13 protein-coding genes are annotated in these 12,923 nt (G+C 64.9%); 11 read left to right on the top strand and 2 right to left on the bottom strand.

Features of this window, described 5'->3' with window-relative positions:
* Nucleotides 1–63 precede the first annotated feature (63 nt).
* Entirely contained in the window at nucleotides 64–1,164 is a 1,101-nt protein-coding gene (locus tag ACFU5M_RS13585; RefSeq protein WP_379048651.1) for a DUF475 domain-containing protein, read from the top strand.
* A gap of 96 nt (nucleotides 1,165–1,260) precedes the next feature.
* Nucleotides 1,261–1,884: a Tellurium resistance gene (locus ACFU5M_RS13580; RefSeq protein WP_379048649.1), complete on the top strand. Its 624-nt coding sequence runs from the start codon at nucleotides 1,261–1,263 to the stop codon at nucleotides 1,882–1,884.
* A 1-nt stretch (nucleotide 1,885) separates the two neighbouring features.
* Here the strand turns inward: ACFU5M_RS13580 and ACFU5M_RS13575 are convergent, their stop codons facing one another.
* Nucleotides 1,886–2,785 carry a DMT family transporter gene (locus ACFU5M_RS13575; RefSeq protein ID WP_379048647.1) on the bottom strand — a complete coding sequence of 300 codons (900 nt, stop codon included), beginning with the start codon at nucleotides 2,783–2,785 and terminating at the stop codon, nucleotides 1,886–1,888.
* A gap of 85 nt (nucleotides 2,786–2,870) precedes the next feature.
* Here ACFU5M_RS13575 and ACFU5M_RS13570 point away from each other — a divergent pair, with 85 nt between their 5' ends.
* Nucleotides 2,871–3,404, top strand: a complete 534-nt coding sequence (locus ACFU5M_RS13570) for a CGNR zinc finger domain-containing protein (protein WP_379048645.1) — start codon at nucleotides 2,871–2,873, stop codon at nucleotides 3,402–3,404.
* On the opposite strand, the gene ACFU5M_RS13565 is transcribed toward ACFU5M_RS13570, so the two are convergent.
* On the bottom strand, nucleotides 3,401–4,786 hold the full coding sequence (locus ACFU5M_RS13565) for a hypothetical protein (protein WP_379048643.1): 1,386 nt from the start codon (nucleotides 4,784–4,786) through the stop codon (nucleotides 3,401–3,403). The two genes, ACFU5M_RS13570 and ACFU5M_RS13565, sit on opposite strands and share 4 nt — an antisense overlap.
* A 215-nt stretch (nucleotides 4,787–5,001) precedes the next feature.
* Here ACFU5M_RS13565 and rpsF point away from each other — a divergent pair, with 215 nt between their 5' ends.
* The 8 genes from rpsF to ACFU5M_RS13525 all read left to right on the top strand — a co-directional run bounded on the left by rpsF (nucleotide 5,002) and on the right by ACFU5M_RS13525 (nucleotide 12,829).
* Complete coding sequence (gene rpsF, locus ACFU5M_RS13560) at nucleotides 5,002–5,289, top strand: 30S ribosomal protein S6 (RefSeq protein ID WP_379048641.1); 288 nt, start codon at nucleotides 5,002–5,004, stop codon at nucleotides 5,287–5,289.
* An 88-nt stretch (nucleotides 5,290–5,377) separates the two neighbouring features.
* Nucleotides 5,378–5,920 (top strand): single-stranded DNA-binding protein, encoded by a 543-nt coding sequence (locus ACFU5M_RS13555; RefSeq protein ID WP_379048639.1) that lies wholly within the window; start codon nucleotides 5,378–5,380, stop codon nucleotides 5,918–5,920.
* Between the two features lie 57 nt (nucleotides 5,921–5,977).
* Nucleotides 5,978–6,229 carry a 30S ribosomal protein S18 gene (rpsR, locus tag ACFU5M_RS13550; protein ID WP_043734341.1) on the top strand — a complete coding sequence of 84 codons (252 nt, stop codon included), beginning with the start codon at nucleotides 5,978–5,980 and terminating at the stop codon, nucleotides 6,227–6,229.
* 17 nt (nucleotides 6,230–6,246) lie between these two features.
* A complete protein-coding gene (gene rplI, locus ACFU5M_RS13545) occupies nucleotides 6,247–6,699 on the top strand; it encodes a 50S ribosomal protein L9 (RefSeq protein WP_379048636.1) in 453 nt (150 codons plus the stop codon).
* Nucleotides 6,700–7,321: 622 nt separating this feature from the next.
* Nucleotides 7,322–9,916: a replicative DNA helicase gene (dnaB, locus tag ACFU5M_RS13540; RefSeq protein WP_379048634.1), complete on the top strand. Its 2,595-nt coding sequence runs from the start codon at nucleotides 7,322–7,324 to the stop codon at nucleotides 9,914–9,916.
* Between the two features lie 363 nt (nucleotides 9,917–10,279).
* Entirely contained in the window at nucleotides 10,280–10,972 is a 693-nt protein-coding gene (locus ACFU5M_RS13535; RefSeq protein WP_379048632.1) for a DUF3558 domain-containing protein, read from the top strand.
* Nucleotides 10,973–11,072: 100 nt separating this feature from the next.
* A complete protein-coding gene (locus tag ACFU5M_RS13530) occupies nucleotides 11,073–12,335 on the top strand; it encodes a hypothetical protein (protein ID WP_379048630.1) in 1,263 nt (420 codons plus the stop codon).
* Nucleotides 12,332–12,829 carry a hypothetical protein gene (locus ACFU5M_RS13525; RefSeq protein ID WP_379048628.1) on the top strand — a complete coding sequence of 166 codons (498 nt, stop codon included), beginning with the start codon at nucleotides 12,332–12,334 and terminating at the stop codon, nucleotides 12,827–12,829. The genes ACFU5M_RS13530 and ACFU5M_RS13525 overlap by 4 nt, the downstream gene beginning before the upstream one ends.
* The last annotated feature ends 94 nt before the right edge of the window (nucleotides 12,830–12,923 follow it).

Raw genomic sequence — 12,923 nt, 5'->3', positions numbered from 1 at the left:
GATCCAGCAGCCACGCTGGTAGCAACCCTCGCCGCCAAGTCTTCACTTACGAAAGGTCCCAGCGTGGTCCTGCGCATATTCGGCATGTCCCTCGTCGTCACGGTGATCTCCCTGGTCGTGGCGGTGTTGTACGGCGGGCCGACCGCCCTCGCGCTCGCCGCGATCCTCGGCATCCTCGAGGTGTCGCTGTCCTTCGACAACGCCGTGATCAACGCCACGGTGCTGGAGCGGATGAGCGCGTTCTGGCAGCGGATCTTTCTGACCATCGGTGTGCTGATCGCCGTCTTCGGCATGCGGCTGGTCTTCCCGCTGGCCATCGTGTGGATCACGGCGGGATTGAATCCGGTCGAAGCCTTCGACCTGGCCCTCAACCCGCCCCCGGGCGACGCCCTGACCTTCCCGGACGGCAGCCCGAGCTACGAGAAACTGCTCACCGACGCGCACCCGCAGATCGCGGCCTTCGGCGGTATGTTCCTGGCGCTGCTGTTCCTCAACTTCATTTTCGAGGAGCGCGACATCACCTGGCTGAGCTGGCTGGAGCGGCCGCTGGCCAAGGCGGGCAAGTTGGACATGCTCTCCGTAGTGGTGGCCGGCACGGGCTTGATCCTCACCGCGGAGTACCTCGCCGACGAGGCGCACCGCTCGACCGTCCTGGTGGCAGGCCTGCTCGGCATGATCACCTACATCGCGGTGGACGGCCTCGGCTCCATGTTCCACACCGAGGAGCACACCGAAGGCGGCCCCTCCGAGCTGGTCAAGGCCACCGGTAAGGCGGGCTTCTTCCTGTTCCTCTACCTGGAGGTGCTCGACGCGTCGTTCTCCTTCGACGGCGTCATCGGCGCGTTCGCCATCACCTCCGACCCGATCATCATCGCGCTCGGCCTCGGCCTGATCGGCGCCATGTTCGTCCGGTCGATCACGGTGTACCTCGTCCGCAAGGGCACCCTCGCCGAGTACGTCTACCTGGAGCACGGCGCGCACTGGGCGATCGGCGCGCTCGCGGCCATCCTGCTGGTCTCGATCGGCGTGCACGTCAACGAACTCATCACCGGCATGATCGGCGTCGCGTTCATCGGCGCGGCCTTCATCACCAGTCTCGTCCGCAACGGCCGAGCGGACGAGAAGGAACCGGACAGCGAACGGGAAGCGACGCCGGTAGGCTGATCTCCGGCAAGCAGCCGAAGACACGTTGCGGCAGCGGCCCCATCCCTGGCGGATGGCCGCTGCCGCTCTCGTTTGCACAGAGGGGGGATTGCGCCCATGGCGATCGACGACAACCCCGGCGGCGTCAACCTGTCCAAGGTGACCCTGTCGAAGGCGACACCGAGCATCAACCTGACCAAGCCGGGTGAACAGCAGGGCACCATGCGGGTCAACCTGAACTGGTCGAGCGGATCCAAGGGGTTCTTCCGCCGGTCCAAGCCCGTCGACTTGGACCTCGGCTGCCTCTACGAACTGTCCACCGGCGCCAAAGGCGTCGTCCAGGCGATCGGGAACAATTTCGGCACGCTGGAGGCCGAGCCCTACATCCGGCTCGACGGCGACGATCGCAGCGGTTCGGCCACCTCGGGCGAGACCATGCACATCGACCTCGCCCGGCCCGAGTTGTTCCGGCGCATCCTGATCTTCGCCTTCATCTACGAGGGCGTACCCAATTGGGCGGCCGCCGACGGCGTGGTCACGCTCTACCCCACATCCGGCCCGCAGATCGAGGTCCGCCTCGACTCTCCGGTGGACGGCGCGCGCTCGTGCGCCATCGCCTTGCTGCAAAACCAGGGGGCCGGGATCACCGTGCACCGGGAAGTGCACTACGTCAACGGCGCCCAGCGCGAGCTCGACCAGGCCTATCGGTGGGGCATGCAGTGGCAGGCCGGGCGCAAGTAGGTCACCGCGCGGCGGGCACGGGCTGCCGCGCCACGATCGCCGACCCGGTCGGCATTCGCGCGGCGAACACCAATCCGACCAGGCCGATGCCGAGCCCGGCGACCGTCAGCAACCGCAACGGCTGATCGATCAGCAGCCAGGCCAGGACCGCGGTCACGGCGGGCGTCGCGAAGAACAGCTTGCCCACCCTGGTCGCGTCCCACCGTCGCAGCATGGCGTTGAACAGCAGGAACGCGGCGATGGAGTTCACCAGCACCATCCAGATGAGCGACCCGGCGAATCGGCCCGCGTCCGACACGTGCACCTGGCCCGACAGCCACGCCAGCACTCCAGCGATCGGCGCACTGACCACCACGTGCAGCGCCGTGGCGGCCCTGGAATCGACGGCGGGCACGAACCGCTTCTGGTACACGGTGCCGAGGCTCAGCCCGAGCAGCCCCACCACGCACAACAGCAATCCGGTCAGGGAGAAGTGGGATTGGTCGAACACGGCCAGCGTGACCCCGATGCCGCCGATACCGAAGCCGAACCACTGCCGCAGTGTGACGACTTCGCCGATCAGTCCCGCGCACAATGCGATGAACACTGGATTCAAGCCCTGCACCAGCGCGATCACCGCCGCCGAGACGTGTTCGGCCATCGCCGTGTAGAAGGCGCCGAACTGGACCATCTGCATCAGCAACCCGGCGACCAGCACGTGCCGCAGTTGACTTCCGCGCGGCCACGCGACTCGCACGAGGAGCGCGTACGCCATGAGCAGGGCTCCGGCGACGGCGAAGCGCACGAACAGCACCAGCAGCGGCGGAGCGGCGCCGACCCCGATCACACCGGCGATGAACGCACTGCTCCACAACAAGACGAACAACGGCTGCGCGGCCACCGTCGCGAATCGACTCTGCACGAGACCTCCCGGGAAATAACCACCTTGGGCGGTTATCACCGTGGCATCCGTCCTACTAACCTGTCAAGGCAGTTACCCTGACGGCATGTTCACCTTCGTGAGCGGCAATCTCGCCTTGGACTTCGCCGGGACCGTCAAGGCCCGCTCGAGCACATTCGAGGACGTCCTCACCACGCCCGCCGCGCTCGCCGACTGGATCGTCGCCGCGAGTCTGCTCGACGATCCCCCACCCTGCGACGCCGACACCCTCGCACGAGCGGTGCGCCTGCGCGAGGCGGCCTACCGGTCGGCCCTGGCCGCCGCCGAGGGACGCGCGTTCGACGACGCCGACCTCCGCACGATCAACGAATTCGCCGCCGGAGCACCGCCCTCGATCACCCTGCGCGCCGACGGCGCGGTGGTCCGTTCCGGTGACGCGGATGCCGCTTCGGCCGCCATCGCCCGTTCCGCGATCGAGCTATTGGGCAGCGGAGCGCTCATCAAAGAGTGCGGCCGGCCCGCATGCACCCGGCTGTATGTGGACACATCCCGTGGCGGCTCGCGTCGCTGGTGCGACATGACGCTGTGCGGCAACCGCGCCAAAAGCGCCGCCTTTCGCGCCCGGCACGGTGGGCCTTAGACCACCGGGACCAGATCGCGGGGGTCGGATCGGGCCACCGGGGGCGACGCCGAACGGTACCCACGGGGCAACGCCCACAGGAACACGAAGAACAGCACGACCAGCAGGCTCGCACGCCCCCACACACCGAATTGGACGATGTTCTCCATCTGCTCGACCGAGGTGCCCGCACCCATCGAGTAGAAGTAGCGGAATACCCCGATCCCGATCGCCGCGTCGGCGACCAGATAGCTGCCGATAAGCCACCAAGGCACCTCGAGCAGCACCAGGAACGGCACCAGCCACAAGGTGTACTGCGGCGAATGAACCTTGTGGAACAACAGGAATCCACACAGCATCGCCCCGCTCACCCCGACCCACGGGAAGACGCCGATCGTCAGATAACGCTTCCAGCCGAGCCACATCGCCAGCGCGAACGCCGCGAGCACCAGCAGAGGCGAGGCGACGGTGACCGCGTGCTGGAACGCCGTCTCGCTGCGCGCGTCCGGACCGAACATCGGCCGGAGGCCCCAGTACCAGATCGAGTTCGTGGTGATATCGGCCTGACGCAGCTGCTGGAAGGTGATCGATGCGCGCCAGCCCTCGTACCCCACCAGCGCGAACGGCAGGTTCACCGCAACGACGGTGCCGACCGCCGCGGCCGCGGTGAGCAGTGCGCCGCGGATGTCCGGTCCCCGCTCGCGACCTTTCGGGTCGACACCGCCGGTCAGCACGTACGCCAGCAGCGGAAGAACGAAGATGCCCGGGTACAGCTTGAGGCAGAACCCGAGGCCGAGCAGCACCGCGGCCAGAATCCCCCTGGTACGCACGGAGTACCGGGTCGGAGCGGACATCACGTAGACGGCCCCCACCGCCGTGCACACCACCGGGAGTTCCCAGTTGTGGAAGGCATAGAGCACCAGCGGCGGTCCGGCCGCCCAGAGCAGGGCGGCGCTTCCGGCCAGGCGAGCCAGCATCCACGCGGTCAGCAGCGCGAACGGCGCGAGCAGCAGCGCGGAGTACCGCAGGAAATCGGCGTCGTTGTGCGCGCCGACCGCGCCGAGCCACATCAGCACGCCGCTGAGCACCGGATATTCCACCGCGCCGCCGACCAAGGCCCCGCCATCGGTGATGCCGCCGCTCACATAGGGAAAGACGTGCTCGTTGATGTCTCGGCCCAACCAGAGGAACTGGATGTCCGAATAGCAGACATCCGAATCCTTGATGACGTCGAAAACCGTGCTCCGCCCGTCCCGGTCGAACGGCGCCCCCGCACAGCGCGCCTTGTTCGCGTACGCCAGCCCCAGGACGAGACCGCAGAGCAACACAACCACCACGGCCAACGCCGCGCGGCGTCGCACACCACCCGCGGGCAGGTCGCTGGCGGCGAGTGCGGTCGGCATGGATCCACCCTAAGCGGACGGTCCCGGCCGTGCCGCCGATCCCCTCCCTACGAAGGCGAACATGCGGACCGAGTTCGTGCTCGCCCGGGCGGCTCGCCGGGGCAATTTCACTGCTCACGCCCCGCTCATGTAGCCTGTTCGGGTTGCTGACGCAACGACCCTCCTGCCACGGACCGTCCGTGGCCGTTTCCTAGTCCACAGGAGGTGATTGGTCCGTGCGTCATTACGAAGTGATGGTCATCCTCGATCCAAGCCTGGACGAGCGCACTGTTGGTCCGTCGCTGGACAGCCTGCTCAGTGTCGTTCGCACCGAAGGCGGCAAGATCGACAAAGTCGACATCTGGGGCCGTCGCCGGCTCGCCTACGAGATCGCCAAGCAAGCCGAGGGCATCTACGCCGTGGTCGATCTGACCGCCGAGCCTGCCACCGTGAGCGAGCTCGACCGCCAGCTCGGTCTCAACGAGACGGTGCTGCGCACCAAGGTTCTGCGCCACGACAAGTAGTCCGGCAACCCTCGTTTGCGTCAGAGCCTGTGCCTAGGCTCTAGCGCAACAGCGAGACGCGGACTGCACACCGAGCAGGAGGAACCACATGGCAGGCGACACGGTCATCACCGTCATCGGCAATCTGACGGCAGACCCGGAGCTTCGATTCACACCGGCGGGAGCGGCGGTGGCGAATTTCACCGTCGCGTCGACACCCCGTGTGTTCGACCGTAATTCGAACGAATGGAAAGACGGCGAAGCGCTGTTCCTGCGCTGCAATATCTGGCGCGAGGCGGCGGAGAATGTCGCCGAAAGCCTGACCAGAGGTTCCCGTGTCATCGTGAGCGGACGGCTCAAGCAGCGCTCCTACGAAACCCGCGAGGGTGAGAAGCGCACGGTCGTCGAACTCGAGGTCGATGAAGTCGGTCCCTCGCTGCGCTACGCCACCGCGAAGGTCAACAAGACCAGCCGCGGCAGCGGTGGCGGCGGCTTCGGGGCCGGCTCCGGCAGCGGTGGCGGTGGCAATTACGCCTCCTCCGGTAGTAGCGGTGGGCGTTCCGGCGGTGCCGAGGACGACCCTTGGGGCAGTGCGCCCGCGGCCGGCTCCTTCGGGGGCGGCGGCCGCATGGATGACGAACCGCCGTTCTAGAACGGCCACAACGGCCCGCACCAATCCGGGCCATCACTGATTACGGAGTACAAGACCATGCCTAAAGCGCCCGCGCGCGAAAAGGTGCTCAAGAAGAAGGCCTGCTCGTTCTGCAAGGAGAGCAAGACCGGAACCGTCAACATCGATTACAAGGACACGGCGTTGCTGCGCAAGTACGTCAGCGACCGCGGCAAGATCCGCGCCCGCCGCGTCACCGGCAACTGCGTGCAGCACCAGCGCGATATCGCGGTTGCGGTCAAGAATTCGCGTGAGGTGGCGCTGCTGCCTTACGTGTCGACGGCTCGCTGAGAAAGGGAGGCACGCAAATGAAGTTGATTCTGACTGCTGATGTGGACAACCTCGGTGCCCCCGGCGATACCGTGGAGGTCAAGGACGGCTACGGCCGCAACTACCTGCTGCCGCGCGGCCTGGCGATCGCGGCCAGCCGCGGCGCGCAGAAGCAGGTCGAGGGCATCCGCCGGGCGCAGGAAGCCCGCCGGGTCCGCGACCTGGACCATGCCAACGAGCTGAAGCAGGCCATCGAGGGCTTGGAATCGGTCTCGCTGGCGGTGAAGACCGCGGGCACCGGCAAGCTGTTCGGCTCGGTGACCCAGTCGGACGTCGCGGCGGCCGTCAAGGCGGCGGGTGGCCCCGTCGTCGACAAGCGCAGCATCGAGCTGCCGAAGGCGCACATCAAGTCGACCGGCAAGCACGTCATCGCCGTGCACCTGCACCCGGATGTGGTGGCGAAGTTCGACCTCACGGTCACCGGCGCCTGATTCGAGCACTACGTCGAGGACCGCTCCCTTTCTAGGGAGTGGTCCTCGGCTGTGCCCTCTCATCCGGGCTCGATTATTAGCTGATTATTTGCCGAATGATCGATGGCGTCATTCGGGACAATCGGGGCGACACGTCACCCTCCTGAGCGCCCCGCTCACCCGCCTGTGGATTACCGGTCAAACCGACCGCTCGCAATGTGATTCAGGTCATATGCGGCTCGCGTGCTGTTAACCCAACACGCCCGGCTGTTCAACTCGGCCGACACGCCGGTACTTTTTTGATCCACACCTGGGAAAACGCGGAAGTCTATATCTATCTGCGTGTTTGACCCCGCCGACCTGGGTTTTCCCCAAGTTGTACACAGGGGCTGCACACGGCTGGGTGAACTTTCCCCAAGTTATCCACAGCTGTGTGCACAGCGGGGTTTGGTCCACACCCCCCGGGTCGCCTAGGTTCGTCGCATCGCCGCACGCGGACCGCTCCCGATCGCGGGCACGGACGGGTGCCGTGGCGGTAGCTGGAGCCCTGGTCAACGGCTCGAGCGAACGTGTCGGTGCCCGGGAGTAAAACGAGTCGACAGGGTGGAACCCGGTCGTGGGGTAGAGAGGACGGTCGAGTCTGGTGACGACCACCGATGACCGCGGGCACCGGGATTTCCCGCCCGAACCTCCCGGCGAAGACTTCGGCCGGCAGCCTCCGCACGACATGGCGGCCGAGCAATCGGTGCTCGGCGGCATGCTGTTGAGCAAAGACGCCATCGCCGACGTCGTCGAGGTGATTCGGCCCGGCGATTTCTACCGTCCCGCCCATCAGGCCGTCTACGACACGATTCTCGATCTCTACGGGCGCGGGGAACCCGCCGACCCGGTGACCGTCGCCGCGGGCCTGGACCGCCGTGGCGAGCTCAAGCGCATCGGCGGTGCGCCCTATCTGGTCACGCTCACCCAGACCGTGCCGACCGCGGCGAACGCCAGCTACTACGCCGAAATCGTCGCGGAGAAGGCCATTTTGCGCCGCCTCGTCGAAGCGGGCACCCGCATCGTCCAGTACGGCTACGCCGGCGCCGACGGCCAGGACATCGCCGAGGTAGTCGACCGCGCACAGGCCGAGGTCTACGAGGTCACCGAACGCCGCACCAGCGAAGACTTCCTCCCCCTCGAGGAATTGCTCCAGCCGACGATGGACGAGATCGACTCCATCGCCAGCCGCGGCGGCATCTCCCTCGGCGTCCCCACCGGTTTCACCGAACTCGACGAGGTCACCAACGGCTTGCACCCGGGCCAGATGATCATCGTCGCGGCGAGGCCCGGCGTGGGTAAGGCGCTCGCAGTGGACACTCCACTGCCCACGCCCACCGGGTGGACCACGATGGGCCGAGTGCAGGTCGGCGATGAATTGCTGGATGCCGACGGCTTGCCCACTCGCGTCGTCGCGGCCACCGACGTCCTGACCGGACGCCCGTGCTACGAAGTCGAATTCTCCGATGGCACCGTGATCGTCGCGGACGAACAGCATCAATGGCTCACCGAGAGCAGGGCATCCCGCCGATTGAAGGGGGCCCACGCCGAAGTGCGCACGACCGCGGAAATCGCGAAGACGCTGCGGTGCGATACTGCCGATCGCAGGCTCAACCACTCGGTCACCAGTACCAGGCCACTGCAATTGGCATTGCGCGCGTTGCCCGTGCCCCCATACACCCTGGGTGCCTGGCTCGGCGGCGGAACGTCCGCCGCTGCCCAGCTCACTTGCGCGGACACGGAGATCGTCGCGCGAATCGAAGGCGAGGGGATCGTCGCCGTGCCCTCGCGATCGGCTCAGCTGCGATACCAGCTCAGATTGCCTGCCGACGAGCCGATCGCTGCTCGCGAGTGCGTGATCTGCGGAAAAGAATTCGTTCCTTTCACCAGCGAGGTCCGCACCTGCGGGCGGTCCTGCGGCGGGAAAGCACGGTTCCATCCTGCTCCGGTACCGCCGCCGCGCTGCCCGAATTGCGGCGGCCGGTCGATCGGTCTGCGGCTGTGCCAGAAATGCCGGAACACCGTCGGTAGCGTGCAAGCACGCCTCCGGGCACTCGGTGTCCTAGGCAACAAGCACATCCCCACCGACTACCTGCGAGCGTCCGAACAGCAGCGTCGTTCCCTCTTGGCTGGCCTGCTGGACACCGACGGCACCGTGACACACGGCGGCTCCGTGCAGTTCAGCGTCACAAATGCCCGGCTCATCCGCGACGTGCGCGAACTGATCGTCAGCCTCGGCTACCGCTGCCATGTCTCCACGAAGCGGGTCGCGGGTCGTTCCGAGGAATCGTCGACCGCGTACACCCTCACCTTCGCCACCGACGACGAGGTCTTCGGGCTGTATCGGAAAGCCGTGCTGCAGAAGGAACGGCGTGCGAGCCGCAGCACCGTGCGATCGAATTCGCGATTCATCGTCGACGTGCGCCGGATCGACAGCGTGCCGGTGCGCTGCGTCGAGGTGGACAATGCCGATCACTTGTATCTGGCCGGACACTCGATGATCCCGACGCACAATTCCACGCTGGGAATGGATTTCATGCGCAGTTGCTCGATCAAGCATGGCTTGGCGAGCGTGATCTTCTCCTTGGAGATGAGCCGGACCGAAATCGTCATGCGGTTGTTGTCGGCGGAGGCGAAGATCAAGCTCGGGGATATGCGGTCCGGGCGGATGAGCGATGACGACTGGACCAAATTGGCGCGGCGGATGAGTGAGATCAGCGAAGCACCGCTGTTCGTGGACGACTCGCCGAACCTGACCATGATGGAGATCCGCGCCAAAGCGCGGCGGCTCAAGCAACGTCACGATCTGAAACTCGTTGTGGTGGACTACCTTCAGCTGATGACCTCCGGTAAGAAAGTCGAATCCCGCCAGCAGGAAGTCTCGGATTTCTCCCGGAATCTGAAGCTACTGGCCAAGGAACTCGAAGTGCCGGTGGTGGCGATCAGCCAGCTGAACCGCGGTCCCGAACAGCGAACCGATAAGCGCCCCATGGTGTCCGATCTCCGCGAGTCGGGAAGCCTCGAACAGGATGCGGATATGGTCATCCTGCTGCATCGTCCCGACGCATTCGAGCGGGACGACCCGCGCGGCGGTGAGGCGGATCTCATTCTCGGCAAGCACCGTAATGGCCCCACCGCGACGATCACCGTCGCCCACCAATTGCACTTGTCGCGCTTCGTGGACATGGCCCGCGGCTGAGGCCGTGCCGCTCGCGGCAGATGTTGGGACGTTGCGAGTTCACCGACCACGTGCATCGCACGCAGCAACGATGCGGACCTGCCGGTTGTCGGCGGCAGGCTCCTATCAGGTCACGACCGTGGATGCGCAGGTCCTGGGTTGGTGGACAGCGTATTGGCCCTGGCCCTGGTCACCGGCTGGTCGACTATCGAGGATGTCGCCGCGCACTTTGCCGACGCCTCTGGCGTCTTCACTCCGAGCATGCGGATCAGCCTCCTGGACCCGCAAAACCCAGTCCATGCAACCTGGTCGACAACGCCGCGGCGCTTGCATCGGCCCGATCGGTTCCGCTCGCTTGCGATCTGCCATGATCACGGATGACTAGTGACCGTCTGGTCCCGCTGGGATAGATCGGCGACCGCAACGATCAGGGTTTCGATGATAAGAAGAATCTTCGCCGCTGGTTGCCTGGTGGTGAGCTCGGCGACGCTGGTCGCCTGTACCGATAGTTCCACCGATCAGGATGAAACCAAGGCGATTTCAGCGACGACCGCGCCCGCGACGGCTGTCAGGGCGACCCCGTCCGTGAAGGTGAGCGTTCCACCGGCGCCGGTGCAGAGCGGTGCCGAACAGATTCGGCTCGACCCGTGTCTAAGTGTGGGCGACGACCTGGTGACCCGGGCCGGATTCGACCCGGCGACTCGCGAAAGAGACACAGCCGAGAGCGTTTCCACACTTTTCACCAAGATCGGCTGCCAATTCTGGCGTGAGACACTCGTGGATGGCGAGAAATATCTCACCGGCGGGTTGTCGGTGACGTCAAGCAACTTGACTCTCGACGATATCCGGAAGAACCCGGGCCACAGTTTATTCGACTCCGACCCCATCGGCGGGCGCGAGGCCGTGCTGTACCGGACTCCGCAGATCGACAGCGCTTGCTGGGCGTCGATCAAATCATCCGACGGGACTTTCACCGTTGGCCTTATTACGCCCCCCGGTCCGGTCGCAGTGCCGCCGCCATGTGACCAGATTCGACAGATCGCCGAAACCTTCAGCGAATCACTCGGCACCGACTAGCGCCTCCGTTGACGGCATTGACCCCCCTGAATGGGTCCGGCAGTTCAGCAACAATGTTCGGCTCTGCTGCGGTGAAGTATGAAGTTAGGATAATATACGGATGATCGAGACATTCGCGGCGAACCCCAGCGAAATCGCTGGTCTGAGTAATCTTGTCAGCTCAATTGCTGGAGACGCCCTGTTGGTGTCCAGCTTCGTGGCGAAGGAGGGGAAGGCGGCGGATTGGCTCCACGGCCCGATCATAGACACACTGGTGACCCCGATCAATGATGCGGCCGACTGGATGGCGCAGCGCCACGCAGTGCTCGCGAATACCACCCTGGGCACCAGTGCCGAGCTCAATAAGGCCGCCTGGATGTATCACAGCCAGGATCAGAAGTCCTACGCCGCGCTGAACGCACATACCGAGTCGAATCTGCTGGTAGGCGACAGCGTCGAAAAGATAGGTGTAACTGCGCAATACGAAGGTGCTGCCGCCTATCCGAAGCCGGAGTCCTTCAAACTTGAAGCGCCGGCGGCGAACAAAGAAGAACTCGCCGGCCTTATCGCCGAAGTCTTTCCGGTACTCGGCAATGTGAACGAGTCCATCAAGAGCATCACTCGCGCGGCAGGAACCGAATACGATCCGCTGGTGACATGCTTGGAGCCGATTCCGGGAAACTGGTCCGAGATCCGCAGACTCGGTGAGGTTTACAAGGCGGCCGGAAATGGGCTCGAGGCATGCGGTAAGAACCTGGAATCCGGACTGAAGCGGATCGACGGTAGCACTGGCGGCAAGCCGAATTGGGACGGCGCAGCCTCCGTATCCTTCAGCCGATGGGCGACCGAGCAAGTCGCGGCAATGAAATGGGAAGGCCCGGTCGGCCGAATCGTCAGCGATTGTGCGGGCACAGTTTCCGATGAGATCAGAAATGGCATAAAAGCCATCCTCGAAGGGCTGTGGGGCATGCTCAACAAGTATGTCGATTTCGACGACATCAAGGGCGCTCTCAAGTCGGTCGCCAACATATTGTCCGCCGCCGTCCCTGGCCTCGGAGCTGCCCGCATCGCCAAGCTGGTCGTTGACATCGGTCTTCTCATCAAAGCCGCCATCGACGTGGTCGGCAAGATCAAAGAGCTCGCTGACGCCTTCAAGAAGCTCCTCGAAATCATCAAGGATCCGGTAGGCCAGTTGAAGGAGAAAGGAAAACAGAAGTTGGACGAGGCCATCGCACCGGTCACCAAGAAAGTTGACGACGCGACCCGCAAGGCGGCTCTCGCCAAAGATATCGAACAAATATCCCATTACGGCGACACCGTCGACCGCCCCACACAGTCGTATGACGCCGGGTCCGGCACCGCACCGTGGGAGAACGCGTCATGACGAGACCCCAATGGGGCAGCATGCGGGAGCCCGATATCGACCCTGAGGTGGAGGCGGTCACTCGGAAAGTCATGGAGGCGGTGGCCGATCTACGCACCGCCACCGTCCGACTGTCCAACATAGACATCGATGAACTCTTCGACAGTCCCACCGAGGTGACCGAGGAATTCATCTCGATGGTCGCCGAGATGGATACTGCGTCTCCGGGGCTGAAGGCATACGCAGAACGCGTCGGTAGCGGTGAATGCCGTTGGTGCGACATCGAAATTCTCGCCCACCCGGTACCACCGGAGGTCGCCGAGATGAAGAACTCGCCGCAGTTCATCTGGAAGTGGACTCCGGAACCCCCGCAAGCGCCCACCCCTTCACCGGCCCCTACATGGCCGCCCACCCAGACCCCCACCCGTCGGCCGCGACCAGGTGAAGCCGTGGTCGGCCCCAGTGACTGGCCGGACGATTTCGAGGATCACCCCGATGATCGGCGCTGGCGCTGAGATACATTGTGCCGTGACGTCGTGTCCGGAATTTCGTGACAGCCGGTGGACTATCCGGGGGAGTTGGTATGGGGCGGTCCGGGAGAATGATCGG

It is taken from the genome of Nocardia sp. NPDC057455 (assembly GCF_042802775.1).
Taxonomy (GTDB): domain Bacteria; phylum Actinomycetota; class Actinomycetes; order Mycobacteriales; family Mycobacteriaceae; genus Nocardia.
The sequence above is the reverse complement of the archived record's forward strand: the minus strand, read 5'-3'. Positions and strand labels throughout refer to the sequence as shown.

Coding starts and splice junctions, on each gene's coding strand:
- ACFU5M_RS13580 (WP_379048649.1), top strand. CDS start 1,261: ATGGCGATCGACGACAACCCCGGCGGCGTCAACCTGTCCAAGGTGACC.
- ACFU5M_RS13570 (WP_379048645.1), top strand. CDS start 2,871: ATGTTCACCTTCGTGAGCGGCAATCTCGCCTTGGACTTCGCCGGGACC.
- ACFU5M_RS13565 (WP_379048643.1), bottom strand. CDS start 4,786: ATGCCGACCGCACTCGCCGCCAGCGACCTGCCCGCGGGTGGTGTGCGA.
- ACFU5M_RS13555 (WP_379048639.1), top strand. CDS start 5,378: ATGGCAGGCGACACGGTCATCACCGTCATCGGCAATCTGACGGCAGAC.
- rpsR (WP_043734341.1), top strand. CDS start 5,978: ATGCCTAAAGCGCCCGCGCGCGAAAAGGTGCTCAAGAAGAAGGCCTGC.
- rplI (WP_379048636.1), top strand. CDS start 6,247: ATGAAGTTGATTCTGACTGCTGATGTGGACAACCTCGGTGCCCCCGGC.
- ACFU5M_RS13530 (WP_379048630.1), top strand. CDS start 11,073: ATGATCGAGACATTCGCGGCGAACCCCAGCGAAATCGCTGGTCTGAGT.
- ACFU5M_RS13525 (WP_379048628.1), top strand. CDS start 12,332: ATGACGAGACCCCAATGGGGCAGCATGCGGGAGCCCGATATCGACCCT.